Consider the following 22243-nt stretch of genomic DNA (forward strand, 5'->3'; position numbering starts at 1 on the left):
ATTAAATCCTTTTTTAATCTATGATTTTAAATATCTCTTCTTTAACTTTTAATGCCATTTTAGCATAATCAAAACTTGGTATTGATTCTTCTTTATTTAAATACTTTTGCACATAAGCTTTTCCTTTATATGCTCGTGATTGCTTCATTGGATCAAACACTCTGTATTGTTTATCATTACCAACTCCAGCTTGATAAGCCCAATTTCCGTAGTTTGAAGCACATGAAAAATCTAATAAATATTCTTGAAAAAAAGCAGCACCATACCTAAAATCAAGCCCAAGATTTTTTACAAAATAGCTAGCTAGTAATTGTCTTAATCTATTAGAAACCCATCCTGTAGTTTTTAGTTCAATTACTCCTGCATCAATAATATCAACACCAGTTTTTGCATCAAAAAACTCTTGTAGTTTTTGCGAATTTATACTAAAGTCATAGCTTCTATTTTCCATTAGACCAGTTTTTAAAAACAGCTTATTAGAACTTTGTTTCATTACTAAGTGAAAATAATCACGCCATAAAAGCTCAAAAAATATCCAATAAGAGGACTTTGACTCATAGCTTTTACTTTCATACTCTTTTAACTTTTGATACACTCTTCTTGCACTAATACATCCTATACTTAAATAAACAGAAAACTTTGTAGAATTATCAAAACCATCAACTAAACTTCTTGTATCAAAGTATTTATGCATATATTTTGATAAGTACTCATCTACTCTTTTAAATGCTACTTTTTCTCCACCCTTTAGTATTAAGTTTTCATTTAATACTTCTAATTTTTCATCTTGAAGGTTTAAGCTTAGTGTTTCTTTTTGATTTGCTATTTCAAACTCTAAAGGTTCTAGTATTTGCATTTTATTTGTTTTTAAAGCTTTTTCAACTTTATTTCTAAAGTTACTAAAACTTTTGCTTATATCTATATCAAAAGCTTCAAGCATTGTTTGCTTAAAATAAGAGTCACAATGAAAGTTTTCAAGTTTTTGTTCAAACTCTAATTCTTGCGTACCTACTTCTTTTTCATAAAATATTTTAATAGAATATTTCGCAGAAAGTGTTTTTAAACTATTACTTATATCTTTTACACAATAAAGAGGAATGTTCTTTTTCCCTAGTGTTTCTTTAAGTTCATTTATTGCTTGAAATATTAGCTTTTTTCTAAAATTGCCACAGCTTTTAAAACCAAAATTTGTACCTTCTAAAATTTCTAAAGGGTAAAGACAAAATACTTTTTCTTTATTTTTTAAAGCATTAAATAAAGCATAATTATCATCAATTCTAAGATTATTTCTAAAAACTACTACATTTAATTTTTCTTTATTCATCATATAACTCTTTTAAATAATCTTCTGCAATTTGTAAATGATTTTGAAGTTTTTCTTCTGGCATTTTTTCTAAAATGGCTAGTTGCATTCTCATTCTAATATTATTTTTAAAAAGCTCTTTGTATTTATTTAAAAATCTCCAATAAAGTCCATCCATAATCTTACACCAGGCTTCACTTTTTTTATAATCATTTGACATTTTTACAATATAATTACTTGAGCTAATATATGGTTTTGTAGTAATACTTCCTCCATCACTAAAGCCACTCATACCATAGACATTTCCAACCATAACCCAATCATAAGCATCTATATATGAACTCATAAAAAACTCATAAACATCATTTGGGTCTATTTCTAAAAGTAAGAATATATTTCCTAAAATCATAAGTCTTTCTATATGATGATTATATGAAGTTTTATCAAGTTTTTTAATCACATCATCAAGTGGAGTTATTAAGCTTTTTGCTTCAAGTATTTTTTTTGGCATTTTATTTTTAAATTCAAAAAAGTTTGTAGTTCTTAATTGGACATGAGAAGATTTATAAATAGAAAGCATAAACTCTCTCCATCCAATAACTTGTCTTATAAAACCTTCTTTTGCATTAAAAGGTACATCAACTTGGCTACTTTTTTCAATAACATGATTTAAATCTAATAGCCCAATATTTAAACTTGATGAGATATTTGAGTGAAATAAAAACTTTCCATCTTTTACAATGGCATCTTGATAAGTTCCATATTTAGAAAACTTATTTTCTAAAAAGTATCCTAAGTTTGCCTTAGCTTCATCAAAAGTTACAGGATATAAAAACTCATCACAGCAGCCAAAACTATCAAATTTTTTACAATAGTTTTTTGCTTCAATTATATATTCATTTTCAAAAACTAGTTTTAATGGTAAAAACTCATCTTTTGGCATCTTTTTTCTGTTTTGTTCATCAAAACTCCACTTTCCGCCTTCTGGTTTTCCATTTGGACAAAACAGTTCTAAATCTTTTCTTCTGTTTATATAGTATTTATGAAAAAATCTATTTTCATCTTTTGGATTTAAAAAATTTGGATTATCTAGTATTGTTAAGTTTTTTAAGTTTTTAGAGATTTTTTTAATAAGCCAATCATCAACTACATCATATATTGTTATGTTTTCATCTGTGTAGTCGTCTAAATAGTTTTCATTTCCGCAATATTGAACTTCTATATCATTTTGCTCTAAGTAGTTTTGATAGAACTTCATAGAAGCTCTATGCATTACTAGTTTTTGAATATGGAATTTGTACTGTGTAAAAAAAAGAGGCTCTTCAATAAGTAAAATTTTGAAACCTCTTAATTTCTCTATATTTTCAAAAAGTTGGTGAGGGTAGAGTAAAAATATATTCATTTCTTACCAAATATTATTGTAGTTTTCTTTGCTTAGTTTTATAACTTTAAGCTCTTCTAAGAAATGTGATAAATCAAGCCATTTATCTTTATTTGAATTAATCTCACTCTTTAATCTAGGAATTGTATCTTCAATGATTTTATCCATTAATTCACTTTTTTCTTCTAAAATCTTAGAACTTGTAATAAATTCTAAGGCAGAAAAATTAGGATAAGGAGAAAGATTCTGATCAATAAAAAGATTTTCAAAGTTTTCATGTTCAGCTTCAATTCCTTCAAAATTATAAAAACATAGCCAAGCTCCATCGAAACTATGGTTATTCTTCATATTTTGGATATGCCAGAAATCTGTTTCTATAAACTCTACATTTTTTCTATCTAGGGCAAAACCTTCTTTTTTTGCATATCTTTTTAGTATTTCAAAGCCAATTTTATTTGTTATTTCATTAGCTGCTGGTGTTGTAATTTTTATTTTCTCATTATTGATTAACTTCATAATACTAGTTTTTCTAATCATAACACCACCTCTTGTTTCAAAGAAACAACCAAGTGATTTAATACCAGTAAAATAGTGTTCAAAAAGATGAATAGGCTCATTACAATGAATATCGATTGAACCTTTGCTTAATTCTTCAAAACCATCATAATGTTCTTTTGGAACAATTATATTTAAGTCTATATTTGCTTTTTTGTATTCACCTTTTTGTAAACCTACAATCATAGGTAAATGGTCTGGATTTAAAAACCATTCTAAAGCTAGATTAATCTTTGTCATTTAAAGCCTTTTAATTTGTTAACTTACTTCTATGTTACATTCATTTTCATATAAATGCTTAACCGTTTTCATAAAATACTCATCATGATTTGGTGCTTTTGCAACTCTATAATCTGCAATTCCTACTTCATCTGCTATTTCTTTATACTCTACAACTAACTCAAACTCAGTTTCAGAGTTATCAACTGTAAATGAAATTGGATAAACAAGTACTTTTTTACCTGCCATTTCATTTAATGTTACATCCATATAAGGCTTAATCCACTCAACAGGTCCAAGTCTTGATTGATATGCTACTTGAATATTTTTGAATTTGATACCTTGTTTTTTTAGCTCTTTTTTTGCACACTCTACATTTTTTAAAACGTGATCTTGGTATGGGTCACCTTTGTCAATAATTCTTTGTGTAAGACCGTGAGCTGAGAATATTAATTCATAATCTTCTGTGTTAACATCACTCATTCTTTCTTTGATTCTTTCTACGATTGCTTTGTTATAATCTTCATTATCATAATATGAATCTAAAGTTTTGATTTTAGCTTTGATTTTAAGCTTCTTAGCCCATTTTTGCAGCTCTTCAATAGAAGATTTTGTAGTAGTTGATGAGTAGTGAGGATACATAGGAATTGCATAAATCTCATCATAATCTCTTAAGTCTTCTAGAACATCTTTTGCAAAAGGAGGTGTATATCTCATTTTATAAAAAACATCAGCGTCAAGAGTTTTGTTTAAACGTCTTACTAATCTTTTTGTATGTCCTACAATTGGTGACATACCTCCAAGTTCGGCATAGTTTTCTTTTGCTTCTTTTTTTCTTAGAGTAGTAATTAATAAACCAATCATTGCTCGAATTGGCTGAGGCGCTCCAATAATATATTTGTCATTAAACATATTTTTTAGAAAAACTTCAACCTCGTCTAAATTATTTGGACCACCCATGTTCATTAATACAACAGCTTTTTTCAAGATATTACCTTTATTCTTATTTTATATGGTATTTTATTGGTTTCTTGAGTTATCTTGTATAGTAAAATTGTTGTTTTATATTTTTCTAGGTTCTAAAAGACCTTTTGTAATTGAATGTCTATATTCAAACATATCTTTTAATTCTTTTTGAATAAAAAAATCAAATAGTTCTCCAAATTTTCCAAAAGGAAGTTTATATTTAACTACATCTTTAAGTTCACAAAGCGAGCCTTTTTTTGTAAAAATATGAGAATGTTCCCAATATTTAAAAGGCGATTTAATCGCAATATCAACTAATAAATTTGGACTTTGTAGTTTATCAATTTTTACTTCCCAAGATGTTGGAATAAAATTTTTTACAGTTCTTATCTTTACAACTCCACCTTCATGTGGAACAAAATCTTTGTTGATTAGTTCAAAATCCATATTTAAAGGTGTAATTGCTTCAAGATTTTTCATATTTGTATGAAAATCAAAAAGTTCTTGTATTTCACAATTTATTAAAGTTGTTTTTTGAAATGTTTTCATTTTAACTCTTTTTGATTAGATGTGTTAATGCTTCATCTATACTTTTATATTTAAATTCAAAACCACTATCTAATAATCTCTTTGGAGTAACACACTGTCCATCTGTTAAAACTTTTGCACCTTCACTAAATATTAAATTAAAAACAAACTCTGGTATTGGCAAAATAGTTGGACGATTTAGAACCTTTCCAAGAGCTTTTGTAAATTTATAATTATTAGTTGGTCTTGGTGCTGTAAGATTGTAAATACCTTCACATGAACTATTTTCACACACATGTTCATAGGCATTTGTTAAATCATCAATATGAATAAATGAAAAATCTTGCTGTCCATTTCCAATCGTTCCACCAAGCCCTAGTTTGAAAGGTGTTAGCATTTTAGCCATTGCCCCACCATCTCCTAAAACTATTCCAAATCTAAAAATTGCAGTTCTTACATCTAGATTTTTTGCTTTTAGAGCAGCTTCTTCCCAATCTTTACAAAGATTTCCTAAAAAGTCATCTTCATATTTATAATTTTGTTCATCATAACAAGCATCATTTTTATAAATACCAACTGCTGATGTAGAAATAAAAACTTCAGGTTTATTTTTTGCTTCACTCATAGCATTTACTAAAGCATTTGTAGTATCTAATCTACTACTTCTTAAAAGTTTTTTATATTTTTGCGTCCATCTATTTATAATATTAGCACCACTTAGATTTATAAGTATATTAGCTTCTTCAATAATAGATATGAGTTTTTTATTATCTTTTAATTCTTCTCTTTTAATTCCAAGAACTTTAAAGCCTTTTGCTTCAAATACTCTTTTTAAATTCGTACCAACAAATCCACTTGAACCTGCTATTGCTACTGTTTTCATGGAATACTCCTTTGAAAATCTTTTATTTGTTAGATTATAATATAATTAAAACTCATTAGTAGTATATTTATGTTGTTTAATAAACTTACAATTTGATTTGTATTGTAAACTTTGCTCCAGTATATTCTTCATTTTCATAAGTATAAGTTTCATTTTCTACTTTTATATTTGCATCAAAAAGTTTGTCTAAGATATCTTTACACATATAAAGACCTAATCCTGTACCTTCATTAGATTCTTTTGTTGTAAAATATGCATCAAAAATTTTGTCTTTAATTTCCTTATCTATTCCCTTTGCATTATCTTTAATTTCTAGAATTAAACTATCATTTTCTTTTTTAGCTTTTATAAAAATCAATCTTCTTTGTTTATACTTTATTAATTCATCTCTTGCATTATTTAGAAGATTAATTAATATTTGGATTACTTCATTTTCTAAAGATTTAATTTGTACATCTTCAATCTCTTTAATAACCTCAATATCTTGAGTTTTAAATTTTGGCATTAAAAGTTTTAATGTTTTTTCAAAAGGAGAAGATAGGTCAAATTCTTTCAAATTATTAGAGTTTGGATTAAAGAAGTTTCTAAAGTCATCTATTGTTTGAGCCATGTATTGTGCTGAATGAGTTATTGTATCTAATTCATCTGTTAATTGTTTAGGATCTAAGCAGTCCATTTCTTGTTGTAGTTTAGCACCTGTTGATGCCATAGTAATTGTCGATAATGGTTGTTTCCATTGATGTGAAATATTTGCAATCATTTCTCCCATTGTTGCCATTTTACTTTGTTGATATAGTAATACTTCTTTTTTCTGGTTATCTTCTTTTAAAGCTTCTTTTTCTGTTACATCTAGAATAAATATTATAATATTTTGAACTTCACCTTCTTTATTGAATATTGGAATTTTAGAAGTTTCTAATACTCTTTTCCCTTTTCTTGTAGAAAGATATTCAATAACTCCAATTTTTTCTTTTTTTGTTTTTATAATTTCTAAATCATCTTCATAATATTTTTCATAATCTTCAGGAAAAATTGTCTTCAATGGAATATTTTTCAACTCTTTTACACTGTGTTTAAGAGAATTCGCTACAGCTTTATTTACAGTAATAATATTGTTTTTTGTATCTTTTAGTACCATCATCATTGGTAAATTATCTATGATTAGATTGAATTCCTCTAGCATTGATTCGAGTTTTAAAGTCTCTTGTTCTATTAGTTTTTGTTTATAATCATAGAATATATTCTCTATAAACTTTGATAAAATTATTGATAGTATTAAAAGTATCAAAGTTACAATTATTGAAATTGTAAAAATAGTTAATATTTCATTATCATATTCTTCTTCTAATTCTTTTTGTTTTTTATTTACTAATAAATTAATACCATCATAATTAAATCCTGTAGCAATAACCCAATCAAATATAGGTATTTTTTTTAAATATGATATTTTTAAATATTTTTCTTCATTAAGTTCTGAAAATTGATATTCTATATACACAGATTTATTATTAGATTTTAAGAAGTTTTTATATTCTTTTAAAAAATCATGCTTTGCATCTTTAATATTTGCTAATTTAGTAGCAGTTGATAGTAAATCTCCTTTCGCGTTTATAACAAAAATAAAACCATGATCACTCTGGTTTAAAACTTCTAAAAGTGTTAATACTTCTTTTTTGATTTGTTTTTTATAATCATCTTTAAATCTTGCTGTTGTAATAATTAGATTATATGGTTCAATTTTTTTTATAATTCCAAGCTTTTCAAATTGTTTAGTTTTATCATCTGGTTTATTAGAATACCAAGACATAAATCCTTCACCTTTAGTCTTAGCAATTTCTATAGCTTTTTTTACAGTGTATTCCCCTCTTAAATCTTTTTTATTTAATACAGAAGTTCCTTGGTACTCTTTATGCACTGGTTGAAGAATATTTATACCTTCTAATGTATGTATAGAAAAATATCCTTGACCATCATTGAATCTTAAAGCTTCAATAGAATTTTTTATATGATAAATTATCTCTTCTTTTGATAGCTTGTTTTTATTCTTTTCATAAATATTTGTAGCTATTTTAGTTGCTAGATTTATTTTATCTTGTAAATCATCTTTTAGTTGTTTATCTTCATTTATAATTTTATTATTTATTAGTCTAGCTAAAGAGTCTATTTCAACTTTTATTCTATTCTTATTTGATTCTAAAAAATCTTTTTTGATTTGTTTTTGTTCTTCTTTTAATGTACTATCATACTTTGATGTAATATAAGTTGTGATGAAAATTGAGCTTAAGAGGATTAAAATAGTAGGAGTATATTTAATTATTTTAAGTAATATGTTTTCTTTTTGTATCGAATCCATAAGATTCCTTAATTAACTGGAATTAAGGAGATTTTACTCTTTTTTATCTGAAAATTTTATAAACTTCTCTCTTCAATATACTCTCTAAAATCTTTAGCTCCATCTTTTGAGCTTGTTACGATATCATCAATATTTATAAAAGATATTTCTAATTTTGATTGTTCAACACTTTTCATAGATTTTATTTTATCTACATTTACAATGTATGAACGATGAACTCTAAAAAAGTTTTTTCCTTTTAGTACCTCTTGCATATCTTGCATTTTTTTTCGCACATATGCATCCGTATCTTTTGTTCTAATTATTACTTCATCAAGGTCTGCTTTTATATAGTAAATATCATCAATATCTATCATATAAATTTTTGAACCTCTTTTAGCTACAATTTTTTTACTAACTTCATTTGTAGAAGTACTTTCATTATTTGAAGTATTCATAAATCTTTTAATTTTTTCAAGAGATTTTTTTATTGATTCATTTGAAATAGGTTTTAATAAATAATCTAAACCCCCTGTTTTATAAGCTTCAAGTGCATATTCATCAAAAGCTGTTTGAAAAACTATAAAAATATTAGGATTCATTTCTAAAATTGTATTTGCAAGTTCAAGCCCACTCATAGTAGGCATTGAAATATCTAAAAATGCAACATCAAACTTTGATTTTGTTGCAATTTTTATAGCATCAATTGGGTTATTGCATTCATGAATATTTGAAATACCTTCTTCATTTAATATTCTTTTTAATCTACTAAGTGCTAGTTTCTCATCATCAACAATAAGTACTTTCATTTATTACCTTTTTATTTTTTAAGTTTAATTATAAAAGCCATTTTATCATTTTGTATCTCTTTATCCAAGTAACCAATTTTTAAAAGCTTTAATCTTGTAGCTAAATTACTTAATCCTGTTCCAAATTTAATATTTTTTGATATTAATCCATCATTACAAACTTCAATAGTTTTATCTTTTGAACTTATATAAACATTTAGCTCTTTTTGTAAATAACCGTGTTTTATCGCATTTTCAACAAGTAATTGAATTGAGAATTTAGGAACCATAATATTTAAATCATCAGAAGGTATATCAAGATGCATTTTTATATTATTTTCAAATCTTATATTTTCAATTTCTAAATATGTTTCAACCATTTTAATTTCAGCATCAAAAGTTATTAAAGTGTCTTTAGTAATTGCATTTCTTAAAAAAACTGATAAATCAAGTGTTGCTTTTTCTGCTTTTTTTTGGTCTTGATAAATTAATTCTGATATTGAATTTAGTGCATTAAATAAAAAATGAGGATTTAATTCATTTTCTAAAGCTTTTATTTTTGATTCTAGAACTTCACTTTTAATAGCTTCATTTTTATATTTCATTGAAATAAATTGATGAAGAATAACTCCAATTAAAACTGTAAAAAAGCCAATAATAATGGCAATATAAAGCCAAATAGGTCTAATAAAATCTATTATTGCAAAATCAGAAAAAGAAAATAGAAAATAAGAACTTGTAAAACCTAAAAATCCAGAAAGAAAAGAAAAAATAAAAGAAATCATGTACCAGAATTTTTCTTGAAGCTTTGGAAGTATAAAATCATTTGAGATAGTAATAAAAATAAATGCACTAAGAGAAACACAAACTGCACTAGCTGTTCCGTAAATAATAGTTGAGAACTCTTTTAAATTACTGTTAATTAAATATAAAAAAAGTGAAATGAAAAACCCAAAAAATGCACCAATTATAATAATATATAACCAATCAAGTTTTGATATTTTTAGTTTTACACTAGTCATTTAGTTCCTTATTTAATATCTCAACACCAAGAGCGATACCTGGCCAACCTTGACCTGCGAAAATAGTATCTCCTACATTATGAAGATTTTCAAAAGGAGTATTACAAGAAGGTGTTTGCAAAATATTTTTGATTGTAATTGCTTTTCCTCCGCAATTATACCTATTTATATATCTTTTAAAGGTTTTAGACGTTGCACTAACGCAGTTTTTTATATCTTCTTTTTTTATTGATGTGAAGTTTTTTAAAAACTCATTTACAATAAACTCTTGAGTAAGTGTTTTTTGTTTTTCATAATCTTCTTGTAAAAGGTTTTTCCAATAAAGTGCTTTTGTATGAGTTGAAATTGTAATACTATATGAATCACTTGACATTTTTTTATCATCTAAACTTGAAATAGAAATAAAAAAAGAGTTTGAAATAGAGTTTGGAATATTCTCATCTAAAATAATTTGATAATGATGTAAAAGTTCTTCTTTAATATTCTCTTTTTTCAAAGACATATAAATAACAAAAGCACTTTGGTCTGAAAATGAGAAACTATTGTAATATTTTTTAATTTGTTCATCATCAAAAAGAATTGAACTATCATATGCTGTACTATTTAAAATCACTTTTTTTGATTTGTATTCATTTTTATTTGAAATAATTCTAAAAAAATCTTTCTCTTTTTTGATATTTAAAATCTCTTCTTTTGAGTGAACATCTATATCTTTTAATAAGCCATCAAAAATTGCTCCCATTCCACCATTTGCATAAAAAACATCATGAAAAGGATAAGATAATCCAAGTGCCAAAGATATCAATGACACTTCATTTGAAGTTGTTTGAAGTGTTATTAAAAGCTGTGAATTAATAAAATCTTTATACTCTTTTGTAATATCATTTAAAGTTTCATCTATAAAGGAATCAGCACTTTTTAATATATCAAAACCAAAAATTGAAAAAAGTTTTAAGTTTGAGCTAATTGTTTTAATATATGAAGATAAAGAATGTTTTGCAAAATATAAATCTTTAAATTGCCAAAATCTAGCATCTAGGTCTCTTATTTTTGTCCAAAATATTCTATTGTTTTTATGTGGATAAATTTCATTTAAATTTTCTAAGAACTCTTCAAAGTCTTTTACTCTGTCAAGTGTTTTTCCATTTTGAATAATTCTAATTGCAATTTCACTTTTTTTGATATCTGGTACGAAAGAAGCTTTATCAAAGATGTTTTTTATTGGATGATTATCTTCATAACCTACAAATGTTGTAGCTCCTGCATTAAAATAGTTTCCTTTCTTTTTAAATGTACTTGCACAACCTCCAAGGTTTATATCTTTTTCAAAAAGTATTAAATCCTTATCTTTATTAAGTGCAGAAATTAAAGCTCCTCCAATACCAGAACCTACAACTGCAATATCTTTAATATCAGTGCTCATTTTTCGCTCTTTTAAATTTTTCAATAGCTTGTTTTCTTGACAATGAAATATCAACCATACTTTTTGGATAATCTACAAATAAATTTGATGATGCGCCATTTTCTATATGAAAAAGTTTAGCGTCTAAGTCTTTTAATTGTGGAAGTACGCTTTTGATAAAAATAGCATCTTTATCAAATTTTTTTGATTGTAAATACGGATTAAATATTCTAAAATATGGACTAGCATCAGCGCCTGTACTAGCACCCCATTGCCAACCTCCAATATTTGAAGAAGCTTCATAATCTAAAAGTTTTGATGCAAAGTATTTTTCACCCTTTTTCCAATCAATAAAAAGGTTTTTTGTTAAAAACGATGCAACAATCATTCTTAAACGATTATGCATTGTTCCTGTTTTATTTAGATGAATCATTGCTGCATCAATTATTGGAATTCCTGTTTTACCTTCGCACCATTTATTAAAATCATCTTCATTTTCATTCCATGAAAGCTCGATATTATTAAAGTTTGAGTGTTCTGAATATGGATAATGAACTAGTATGTAGTTATAAAATTCTCTCCAAAAAATCTCTCGTATAAAGAATTCACTATTTTCATCGTTAAAAGATTTAAAATAATTAAATACTTGTTTAGGAGATATTAAACCAAATCTTAAATGAACAGATATATTTGATGTTGCATTTACGTAAATATAATCTCTTTGAACTTTATAATCATTTATTTTTTCTTTAAATTGCTTTAATAATTCATAAGCCTCAAGTTCTAAAAAATCTGGTAATTCTTGTTCTTCAAAGTTCATTTGTTTTAAACTTGGAATAAAATCATAATCAAAAATAGATTTTTGAAGAGTTTCATTTCTTTTTAGCTCTTCAATATTGTTTGAAGAAGTAATAAGTTTTAAAGAGTTGTAAAAAGGTGTGAATACTTTATATGGTGTTCCATCTTTTTTCAAATGGTCATTTGGATTTAAAATAAACGAATCAAGAAACCTTCTCATTGGAATTATTTCTTCTATTTTTTCATCTCTTGTTTTTGCATAAGAGTCAAAATCAACTGAGCATAAAACTTCATCAAAGCCTTTTTCAACAAGTTTTTTGAATACATTTACAGGTTCATCAAAAAATATTGCTAAATCCAGACCAATGTTTTTAAGTTTTTCTTTTAAGCCTAAAACAGACTTATATATAAAACTAACTCTCATATCATCTTTTGAAAGTGATTTTAAAATATTCTTATCAAAAATAAAAATAGGTAATACTTTCCCTTTTGCGTTAGAAAGTATTGCATTATCTTCTATTCTAAGGTCTCTTCTAAACCATAATACTTGACTCATTTATACGCCAATATTGTTGATCTAAGTGCTAATTCCTTTGGGTATGGATTTAAGAACTTTTGTGTTTTAAGATACTCTATATTAAATCTTTTAGTGTAAAGGTTTAATAATTTTATAACTGCAATAAAAGGAATAATTTCATTTTTAAACTCTTCAAATGCTTCTAATAATTCTTCTTTTTCTTCTTGAGAAATAAGTTTTTTAAAGTATCCATAAATGTGTAAAACTACATTATAAGTATTTGAAATAGTACCTTTTTCATAAATTGCTCTTAAAAATGAATGTTTGTACTCTTCTAAAACAACTTTTATATCTCTTTTATCATGATTTGCTACAATTTTTCCAAGCTCTTTATATGCTTCATGTGATTTTGCATAAATTAAATATTTATAAGAAGTGTGAAACTGTACTAAATCATTTATACTTGGGTTTGAATTTAAAAATTCAAAAATATGCTTGTATGCAAATATTTGCATAAGAAAATTTTCTCTAAGCCAAGCATCATTTAATCGTCCTTCTTCTTCAGCTGGTAAAAGTGGATATTTCTCTTTTACTTTTCCTGCAAATATTCCAACACCAACATTCTCACTTTGACCTGATTTATTTTCAGGATATAGTTTAACTCTCTCCATTCCACATGTTGGAGATTTTGATTTAAAGATAAAACCACATAATTCTTCTTCTTGAATTTCATCTGCTATTTGCTTAGAAATATCATGAACTTCTTTTGTAACATCTAAATTTGTTGTTGATGTTTTAACTTTTATTATGCCATCTTTTCTAGTTAATCTAATGGCTTCTCTAGGAGTTGGGAAAATCATTTTTTCAGGACAATATGGAACAAAATCAAAATACTTACTAAGCTGTTTTACAATAAATCCATCTTTTGAATGTCCACCATCGTATCTACATTGTGTACCTAAAAGGCAAGAAGAAATACCTATTTTCATTTATTATCCTTAATTTTAATATTGTATTATAATAAAGTTATTTGTTTTTTTGTATTACATAAATGTTAATTGATAAGGTTTATTTAAAATATAATTTGTAGTCAAAGAAATAGAAGTTTAAACTCTATTTCTTTGTATCTAATTCTTTTAATTTGTTTTTTAAAGCTTCAACTTCAAATGTCTTTTCTTTTTCATTTGAAATATCAACTAAAGTATGAATAATCTTTTTAACAGATTGTCCTTCGCTTTCTTTTACTGCTTTAGAGAATGATTTAACCCATTTGTACTCATCTGAACTATTTAATACTCTTATTTCTAAATTGTATTCATCTATTTTTCCAAGAAGAAGTTTTTCATATAATCTTGTTCTTTTTTCTAAGTCATCTACATGAATTCTATTTTCATACCAAGCCATTATATCTCTTGTATTACTTTCTATATAATTCTTTTCAAATCCAAAGATTTCTGACCAATGTGTATTTAGATAAACATGTTTTCTTTCAACTACATCATATTCAAATATTCCAACTTTTGCTGAATTTAAAACAATTTGTAGTCTAACATTAGTGTTTTCAACGTCATCTTTTATTACTCACATTCTTTGTGCGTCTGTATCTCTTTCTTCGTACATAGCACGCATTTCTGTGTAAGCTGTTTGAAGTTCTTCATTTGTAGATTGAAGTTCTTCATTTGTAGTTTCTAGTTCTTCGTTTGAACTTTGAAGTTCTTCATTAGAACTTTGAAGTTCTTCATTTAAACTTTGCATTTCTTCATTTGAAGTTTCAAGTTCTTCAATTACTGTTTGTAAATGCTCTCTTGTTCTTGCTAATTCTAAATTTAATCTTTCAACTTCTTCACTATTATTATTTATATTATCAATAATGTCATAGCTTTTTAAATTTTCTTTTTCTTCTTCTTGAAAACAAACTAAAAATAAATCATTTGTAAGGGAATTATCTAGAGGAACAATTACCATTCTTACAAATTTATTTTGTTCTGCAAGTGCTACTTTTGTAAATTGAGTTTTAACAATATTTGGATCTTTTTTACAATCGTGCAGTCCTGCTCTTAATTCAACTGATAAATCACTATGTATATTTTTAAATACATTTTGAGTCATTTCTCCTTCAGGGTGTACTAAATAAGGATTTCTACCTTTTATAAAAATCATATCTGAAACATCATTTACAACTATACACATAGGCATTATATGTCTTTGAATATGATCAACCATCATTTCAGACACAGTTGGAATACTTTTATTGCTTTCTCTTTCAAGTTCATATCTTTTGTATGTAGTTGAAGCTTTGAATGATTTTGGCATTAATGGGGCTACTTTTTGTCCCATATACACGGCTTCATAGAGTTTCCATTTTTTATCGATAATTTTAAATTGATTATTAAAAGAGCCGATTGATTCTGATTTTCCTAAAAATAAAATACCTTTCTCATTTAATGAATAATGGAACATTGGGAAAAGTCTTTGTTGTAGTTCTGCTGTAAAGTAAATTAAAAGGTTTCTACAAACAATTAAATCAAGTCTCATAAATGCTGGATCATTTGTAATATCATGCTTAGAGAAAATACACATATCTCTAATTGGTTTAATTATTTCATATTCATCATTTTTAACTGTAAAATATTTTTTTACAAAGCTTTTATCAATGTCAATTAATGCACTTTCTGGATATCTTCCCATTCTTGCAAAAGATGTAGATATTTCGTCAATATCTGTTGCAAATAATTGGATTTTATAATCTTCAAAGTCTTTATCTAAGATTTCACTTAAAACCATTGCAATTGTATAGGCTTCTTCACCTGTAGAACATCCAGGTGTCCAAATACGAATATGCTTATTATCTTTTCTTTTAATTAGTTTTTCAAGTTGATGATGAAGTTCTAAAAAAGCATCTTTATCCCTAAAAAATGACGTTACACCAATTAAAATATCATTGAAAAGTGCTTCGATTTCTTCTGAGTTGTTTGTTATATGCTCTGAGTAAGTGCTTAAATTTGTAATTTTTAAAGCTGCCATTCTTCTTTGAATTCTTCTGTTTACAGTAGAGGATTTATATAATGTAAAATCAATATTTTTATTTCTATGTAATTTTGCTAAAATATTTTTGTAAACTTGTGTTTCTTCGTTCATTATACTAGCAGGTTTATTTTTGTCAGGATAGTTTACAATTTCAGCTATTTCCTTTGCCATTACTTCAACATCCAAGATTAAATCTACATTTCCTGTATTAATAGCAGAATTAGGCATTCCATCATATTTAGAGCTTTGAGGTTGCTGTGCAATTGTAAAACCACCTTCAGCTTTAATAGCTCTAATTCCACGAGAGCCATCACTTCCTGTTCCACTTAAGATTATACCAATAGATTTGTTTTCTTTACTTGCTGCAATTGATTCAAAAAGAATATTTATAGAAGGTTTTGGACCATATGTTAATTGTTTAGGATCCATTAATACTATGTGATTACCTTCTACTAAGATATTTTTATTAGGAGGACAAATATACATAATATTTGATTCTATTAATTCATTACTAACTGCTTCTTTAATTTTAATAGGAGAGTCTTTAGCTAGTAAATCAACCATCAAACTTTTATATGTTGGAGATAAATGTTGAGCAACAATATAAGCAAAGTTTGTATTGATTTCTACATTTTTTAGAAAAGATTGCAATGCTTCTAAACCTCCAGCACTTGCACCAATTCCAATTACTATTAAATCATCATTTTTTCTTCTATCTTATCCAAAATAATATTCTCCTTTTGTTGAATGTATGATACCATAACTTAGCTATTCAAAGCTTATTTATTCTATAATAATTAAAATAGGAGAGTTCATGAAATCTTTAAGACAAAGAGCACTAGATGTATTAGAAAATAAAGAAGAAATTAATATAGACTCTATTGATATTAAAGAAGTTATAGAAGAACTACACGTAAACCAGATTGAACTTGAGTTACAGAATCAAGAATTAAGAGATCAAGAAACTGTATTATTACAAGCAGAAGAAGAAGAACTTATGCTTCTTTTTATGAATGCCCCAATTGGTTATCTTGTTTTAGATAATGAATATTATATTCATAGGTATAATAAACACGCTTTTGAAATTTTCAATTTTCTAGAAAGTAGAAGAAATATTTATTTTTTCTCTTTTTTTAAGAATATGAATCAGATGAATAGTTTTATTTCTTGGGTAAAAAGTAATAATAGTACTTTTTTTGATATATCAATCAAAAGTATAAAAGGTGAGATTAAATGGATTAGAGTAACTCATGAAATTACAAAACTTAACAATAAAAGTATGTATCTTTTATCTGTTGTTGATATAACAAAAGAAAAAGAAAAAAAAGAGAAACTGCATCTTTATGATACTGCATTAGATAAACTACCTGTTTCTATTATTATCACTGATAAAGATGGTCATATTACATATGTAAATAAAGAATTAATATCAAGTAGTGGGTATTCAAAAGAAGAATTAATAGGGGAGAGACCTTCTGTTTTTAAATCAGGATTTACAAGTCCTAAAGAGTATTCTGAAATATGGAATAGTATTTCAAATGGAGATACATGGACTGGGATATTAAAAAATTTATCAAAATCTAAAAAGATTTCTTGGATGGCAGTAGCAATTAGTCCAATTTTTGATGAAAAAAAGAATATTATAAATTACATAGCCGTTGAAACTAATATTGATGAAAAAATAAAAATGGAAGAAAAACTAAAAAAACAAGAAGATATTATGCTTGTTCAAGCAAGACATGCTGCAATGGGAGAAATGATTTCTATCATTGCTCACCAATGGAGACAGCCTTTATCCGTTATCTCGACAGCTGCAACTGGAATTAAAATGCAAAAAGAATTTTATGCAATAAGTGAAGAAGATGAAATTAAAAGTCTTGATATGATTAATGAATCAGCGCAATATTTATCTGAAACTATTGAAGATTTTAAAAACTTTTTTAAAAATAATAAAATTCTTGCACAAACAAATGGAAATAAGATAATAGAAAAAATAAAGAAACTAAACTCTGAAACACTAAGAAGTAACAATATTAATTTTAATATAAGCACTTCTGATACTTCTGATATTTTAACTTATGAGAATGAATTATTACAAGTTTTAATAAATATAATTAATAATGCAAAAGATGCATTATTAGCAGCTACAGAGTTAATAGCTAATCCTTTTATTACGATAAAAATTTATAATCAAGATACTTCTTTAGTTTTGGAAATAGAAGATAATGCAGGTGGAATAGCAGAAGAAATTATGGATAGAATCTTTGAACCATATTTTACTACAAAAGGACCTGCAAGTGGTACTGGCTTAGGTCTTTATATTACAAAAACTATTATTGATAAACATCTAAAAGGTTTAATCGAAGTTAAAAATACTGATTTAGGTGCATTGTTTATAGTAACTATTCCAAATTTAGAAAATTAAGACTTCTTTTATTTAAATAGGAATTTCAATTTTAAAACATGGACCTTGATATTCTATATCATTGTAAATAAAATTTTCATTTTTAACAGTAAGTGAACCATTCATATGATTTGTAATAATCTCACTACTCATATAAAGACCTATCCCCGTTCCTTGTGATTGATGTTTTGTCGTAAAATAAGGTTCAAAGATTCTATTTATAATCTCTTTGGGAATTATATCTCCATTGTTTTTTATTTCTATAAGTACATTTTTTTTATTAGTTCTTGAGTTTATAAATATATATTTATCCTCTATTTCTAGCTCATCAAGTGCATCTCTTGCATTGTTAATTATATTTATAATAACTTGGATAAGTTCATTTCTTAATCCGTAGATTTTAATATCATCTATATTTTGTATAATTTGTATGTCTCTATTTTTTAGTTTCGAACTTGTAAGTTTTATCGCAGATGTAAAACAAGATTCTAAAGAAAACTCTTTTAATTCTTTGTTATTACTAAGAAAATGTTTAAAATCTTCGATTGTCTCAGACAAATATTGAGCTGCTTCATTAATTGAATCAAGGCTTTTTATTTCATCTTCTTCATTTGATATATTAAACTCTTTTTGCATTTTAATTCCAGTTGCAGCTGTTGAAATTACAGATAAAGGCTGTCTCCATTGATGTGCAATATTTTCAATCATTTCACCCATAGAGGCCATTTTTGATTGTTGATAAATAACAGATTCTTGTTCTTTTAACAAGTACTCTTTTTCTTTTTCTTTACTTATATCACTAAATATTCCTATATAGTTTATCACTTGTAAATTTTTATCTAATATTGAATTAATTGTAAGCCATTCTGTATAAAGGCTCTTGTCTTTTTTTAAATTTGTAATTTCACCTTCCCAATAATTGTAATTATTAAGATTATTCCACATATTTATATAAAAATCTTCATTTCGCACGTCTGATTTTAATATTCTAATACTTTTACCTAATATTTCTTTTTTAGAATGCCCGGTTATACGTTCAAAAGCAGAATTAACATCAACAATATTTGTATATCTATCCGTAATTACAATACCATCTTGTGTATTATCAAAAACAGTGTATGCTTGTAAAAGTTTTTTTTCTCTTTCTTTTCTTTGCGTAATATCTTGGGCAATTGAAATATATTTATAATTTTCTGTATCTTTATTAATTGCAAAAATATTAATTTCAATTATTGCTTCTTTTTTGAGTTTATCTAGTACTTTTATCTCTTTTTTTATATTTATATTTGAATCATTTTTAATAAAGAGTCTTCTAAAAAAACTTTTTTCTTCATATTCCCAACAACTTAAATTCCAAAAAGATTTATCTATTGTATTTTTTAATTGTGCATTTAAAAACTCTAATAAAGAACCATTAATATCTAAGATTCTTCCCTTATTATCAAGAATTGCTGTCATTAGATGTGAATCTTGAAACAAATGTTTGAATTTTTCTTGGTTTTCTAGCTGTAATTTTTGTAATTGTATTTCTTTTTCTTTACTTTTTTTATATACTAAAATCAATATCAAAACAATGATTATACAAATAACAACAATACTAATAGATATAAAAAAGAATTTATAACTTTTTTGATTCCATGAAATTAAACTTTCTTTATAATCTAAGTGTAAACTAATGATAAAAGGATAATCCTGAGTTAATGTATATGTAACTATTTTCTTAGTGTTATTAATTTCTTCAATTCCTGTAGAAATATTTAAATCAAATGCATTTTGAAGTAAAGAACTTATTTTTTGTTGTTTTCCTATAGAGTTAATATTTTTATTAGATAGTAAAAGAATATTATCTGTTCTTGATAAGGTAATTTCAAACATATTATTTGCACTTCTTTCTTTAAACTTACTAAGAATAAAATCAGAATTTAAATTTATAATTACGCTATATTTTTTGTCATTTATATAAGTGTCTTTTAAAATAGGTATAAAAGATAAGTTATCTTCTGGTATATCATCTTCTCCTAATACATTTGTACCTGAAATAAAATCTCTTCCTAACCATGGATAAGAAACTCTAAGTATATTACTTTGAAGTAAGGGCTTGGGATAGAAAAGATAATCATTGATAATCAAACCTAGGTTTAAATCATTTGAGCTATAAATGATTTTATTCTTATCTAAGATATTTATTGAACGAATAATAGGAAATCTTTCTAGAATATTATGTAGTCTAATATTCGTAAGTCTTTGACTCTCTTTTGTATCTATTATACTAGAAATATTTTCTATAAGTATTTCAATATTATGCATATTTTGATTTAAGTTTTCAGCTAAATATTTTCCATTTAAAGAAGAAATCTCTAATTGATTGTCAATAGCTTCTTTTTTCAGGATTTGTGCAGATGATACTATTCCAAGTATTATAATAATTAAAATAGTTAAAGAACCAAATATAATTAAGTTTACATCTTTTGTAGCTAGTTTTCTTAACATATACTTTCTTTTTAGTTCAATTTTATTATAGGCTCTAAGCCATTTTTTATTGCAAGATTTTTTAATCGATTATCTTTTTTTATACTGCTTATAAAACTCTCTACTGCATTATAAAATTCATCATTATTGTAAGCCATAGCCCAAGCATAAGATGTTAAGTGATAAGTTTTGGGAGGTTTGATTAATTTTGCCCATGAAGTTTTATTAAGTACTTTGGTACTGTAAGGATAGTCCGTCATAAAAACATCTGCTCTTGATGCTTGTACTTCCTCATCTCTTTGTTTAAAACCTTTTATTACAAGAAGTTTGGCATTTTTTAATCTATTTTTCATTATTGGTTCATGATAAGTTCCCTTTGCAACAGCTACGACAATATTAGGTTTATCAATATCTTCCCATGTTTTAATATTTTTATTAGTTTTTGTAGTAATTGCATAAATATCACTTTGTAAATGTGCACTTGTAAATCTTAAGTGTTGGGCTCTTTTTTTTGTATTACCTATTGCAAACATTGCAATATCACATTTATCATTTTTTATATCATTGATTAAAGTTGGAAAAGAACTCTCTACAAATTTGAGTTTTACTTTTAACTCTTTTGCTAACTCTTTTGCTAAATCACTATCAATTCCGCTTAACTTTTGAGTTCTTTTATCTATATAGGATATTCCATAATATTGTGGCCAAATGCAAACTTTTAATTCGTTATTTTCTATTATTTTATTTAGTTTATTGTTCTTTGCATTCAAAGTAAAACTAGAGACAAATATTATAAAAACGAAAAATATTATTATATTCATATAGAAGCCTATTTAAGTTATTTAATCAATATATCATAATTAGTATTTGAAACAAATGTTTAAATAAAAACCTTAGGTAACCATCTTTTTAAAAAATCATTTCTTGAGTATTTAACAGCTCCTAAATCAAACTTATATTGCATATATGGATGACCTAAATTCCAAAAGGAAAAGCCTTCTTTTTGCAACTCTTGTGCTAGCAAGACTAATTGTAGTTTTCCATAATTATTATATTTTTTATCTTTTGAGCTAAAGCCTGTCAGCGAAGTATAAGTATCATAGATTTTATAGCCAATTTCTGCAGCTATTAATTGTTTTGTATGTTTATCTATTATTTCATAAGAAACAAGCTTAAAATCATTGTTATCATAAGTTTTATGTAAGTTGATAAGTAAGCTTTTGTATTCACCTATTAACCAATTTGGTTCGTGATATTCATCTATTTTTTCAATTACTTCTTTAAATCTTGTATTTGATGTAAATTCATAATCATCTTGTTTTATTAGTTTTTTTACTTTTTTACTAATATGAAGATTCTCAAAATCTAAAAGGGCATATTCAAATTGCATTTCAGGTAATAAATAAAGCTTATCTTGGTAAATAGTAGAAGTGCAAATAAAACCACAACGTGCTAAATATATATAAAAGTCTTTTGAAAAATCATCACAAAAGTAGTAGTTTGTATCTTCATTTGAATAAATATCATTAAAAAGAATATCTGTATCTTTTATATTTTCAAATGTTAAGTAGTATATTGTATTGTCTTTGCTCATAAAAGGATTTTAGCATAGATTACGTTTCATTTAATTATAATAAACAATAATCATA

18 protein-coding genes are annotated in these 22243 nt (G+C 25.7%); 1 reads left to right on the forward strand and 17 read right to left on the reverse strand.

Annotated elements, in window-relative coordinates; genetic code table 11:
• Positions 1 to 13: 13 nt before the first annotated feature.
• From LPB137_RS01445 to LPB137_RS01510, 14 genes are all read right to left on the reverse strand, one after another.
• Entirely contained in the window at positions 14 to 1327 is a 1314-nt protein-coding gene (locus tag LPB137_RS01445) for a DASH family cryptochrome (RefSeq protein WP_076083400.1), read from the reverse strand.
• The gene (locus LPB137_RS01450; protein ID WP_076083403.1) at positions 1317 to 2705 is read right to left on the reverse strand and encodes a cryptochrome/photolyase family protein; all 1389 of its coding nucleotides are present in this window, start codon (positions 2703 to 2705) and stop codon (positions 1317 to 1319) included. The genes LPB137_RS01445 and LPB137_RS01450 overlap by 11 nt, the downstream gene beginning before the upstream one ends.
• 3 nt (positions 2706 to 2708) lie before the next feature.
• Positions 2709 to 3479, reverse strand: coding sequence for an ABC transporter substrate-binding protein (locus LPB137_RS01455; RefSeq protein WP_076083406.1), 771 nt, complete (start codon positions 3477 to 3479; stop codon positions 2709 to 2711).
• A gap of 18 nt (positions 3480 to 3497) precedes the next feature.
• On the reverse strand, positions 3498 to 4445 hold the full coding sequence (gene hemH, locus LPB137_RS01460) for a ferrochelatase (protein ID WP_076083409.1): 948 nt from the start codon (positions 4443 to 4445) through the stop codon (positions 3498 to 3500).
• A gap of 75 nt (positions 4446 to 4520) precedes the next feature.
• Positions 4521 to 4973, reverse strand: a complete 453-nt coding sequence (locus LPB137_RS01465) for an SRPBCC family protein (RefSeq protein WP_076083411.1) — start codon at positions 4971 to 4973, stop codon at positions 4521 to 4523.
• Between the two features lies 1 nt (position 4974).
• On the reverse strand, positions 4975 to 5835 hold the full coding sequence (locus tag LPB137_RS01470; protein ID WP_076083414.1) for a TIGR01777 family oxidoreductase: 861 nt from the start codon (positions 5833 to 5835) through the stop codon (positions 4975 to 4977).
• Between the two features lie 85 nt (positions 5836 to 5920).
• Positions 5921 to 8188 carry a cache domain-containing protein gene (locus tag LPB137_RS01475; protein WP_076083416.1) on the reverse strand — a complete coding sequence of 756 codons (2268 nt, stop codon included), beginning with the start codon at positions 8186 to 8188 and terminating at the stop codon, positions 5921 to 5923.
• Between the two features lie 56 nt (positions 8189 to 8244).
• Positions 8245 to 8976, reverse strand: a complete 732-nt coding sequence (locus tag LPB137_RS01480; protein WP_076083419.1) for a LytR/AlgR family response regulator transcription factor — start codon at positions 8974 to 8976, stop codon at positions 8245 to 8247.
• Positions 8977 to 8987: 11 nt separating this feature from the next.
• Complete coding sequence (locus tag LPB137_RS01485) at positions 8988 to 9977, reverse strand: sensor histidine kinase (protein ID WP_076083422.1); 990 nt, start codon at positions 9975 to 9977, stop codon at positions 8988 to 8990.
• Positions 9970 to 11400 (reverse strand): phytoene desaturase family protein, encoded by a 1431-nt coding sequence (locus LPB137_RS01490; protein WP_076083425.1) that lies wholly within the window; start codon positions 11398 to 11400, stop codon positions 9970 to 9972. The genes LPB137_RS01485 and LPB137_RS01490 overlap by 8 nt, the downstream gene beginning before the upstream one ends.
• Entirely contained in the window at positions 11390 to 12733 is a 1344-nt protein-coding gene (locus tag LPB137_RS01495) for a cryptochrome/photolyase family protein (protein ID WP_076083428.1), read from the reverse strand. Before LPB137_RS01495 ends, LPB137_RS01490 begins: the two co-directional genes overlap by 11 nt.
• Positions 12730 to 13683: a YbgA family protein gene (locus LPB137_RS01500; RefSeq protein ID WP_076083431.1), complete on the reverse strand. Its 954-nt coding sequence runs from the start codon at positions 13681 to 13683 to the stop codon at positions 12730 to 12732. Before LPB137_RS01500 ends, LPB137_RS01495 begins: the two co-directional genes overlap by 4 nt.
• A gap of 124 nt (positions 13684 to 13807) precedes the next feature.
• Positions 13808 to 14272 carry a PAS domain-containing protein gene (locus tag LPB137_RS13995; RefSeq protein WP_083657053.1) on the reverse strand — a complete coding sequence of 155 codons (465 nt, stop codon included), beginning with the start codon at positions 14270 to 14272 and terminating at the stop codon, positions 13808 to 13810.
• A gap of 3 nt (positions 14273 to 14275) precedes the next feature.
• Positions 14276 to 16414, reverse strand: a complete 2139-nt coding sequence (locus LPB137_RS01510; RefSeq protein WP_337251433.1) for a chemotaxis protein CheB — start codon at positions 16412 to 16414, stop codon at positions 14276 to 14278.
• A gap of 121 nt (positions 16415 to 16535) precedes the next feature.
• Between LPB137_RS01510 and LPB137_RS01515 the strand changes: the two genes are divergently transcribed.
• Positions 16536 to 18146, forward strand: a complete 1611-nt coding sequence (locus LPB137_RS01515) for a PAS domain-containing sensor histidine kinase (RefSeq protein WP_076083439.1) — start codon at positions 16536 to 16538, stop codon at positions 18144 to 18146.
• 12 nt (positions 18147 to 18158) lie between these two features.
• On the opposite strand, the gene LPB137_RS01520 is transcribed toward LPB137_RS01515, so the two are convergent.
• From LPB137_RS01520 to LPB137_RS01530, 3 genes are read right to left on the reverse strand one after another with little or no spacing between them, the layout of a single operon-like run.
• Entirely contained in the window at positions 18159 to 20615 is a 2457-nt protein-coding gene (locus tag LPB137_RS01520; protein ID WP_076083442.1) for a PAS domain-containing sensor histidine kinase, read from the reverse strand.
• Between the two features lie 11 nt (positions 20616 to 20626).
• Positions 20627 to 21415 carry an ABC transporter substrate-binding protein gene (locus LPB137_RS01525; protein ID WP_076083445.1) on the reverse strand — a complete coding sequence of 263 codons (789 nt, stop codon included), beginning with the start codon at positions 21413 to 21415 and terminating at the stop codon, positions 20627 to 20629.
• A gap of 59 nt (positions 21416 to 21474) precedes the next feature.
• Positions 21475 to 22188 (reverse strand): GNAT family protein, encoded by a 714-nt coding sequence (locus LPB137_RS01530; RefSeq protein ID WP_076083448.1) that lies wholly within the window; start codon positions 22186 to 22188, stop codon positions 21475 to 21477.
• Positions 22189 to 22243: the final 55 nt, after the last annotated feature.

The sequence above is a fragment of the Poseidonibacter parvus genome (assembly GCF_001956695.1).
Lineage (GTDB): Bacteria > Campylobacterota > Campylobacteria > Campylobacterales > Arcobacteraceae > Poseidonibacter > Poseidonibacter parvus.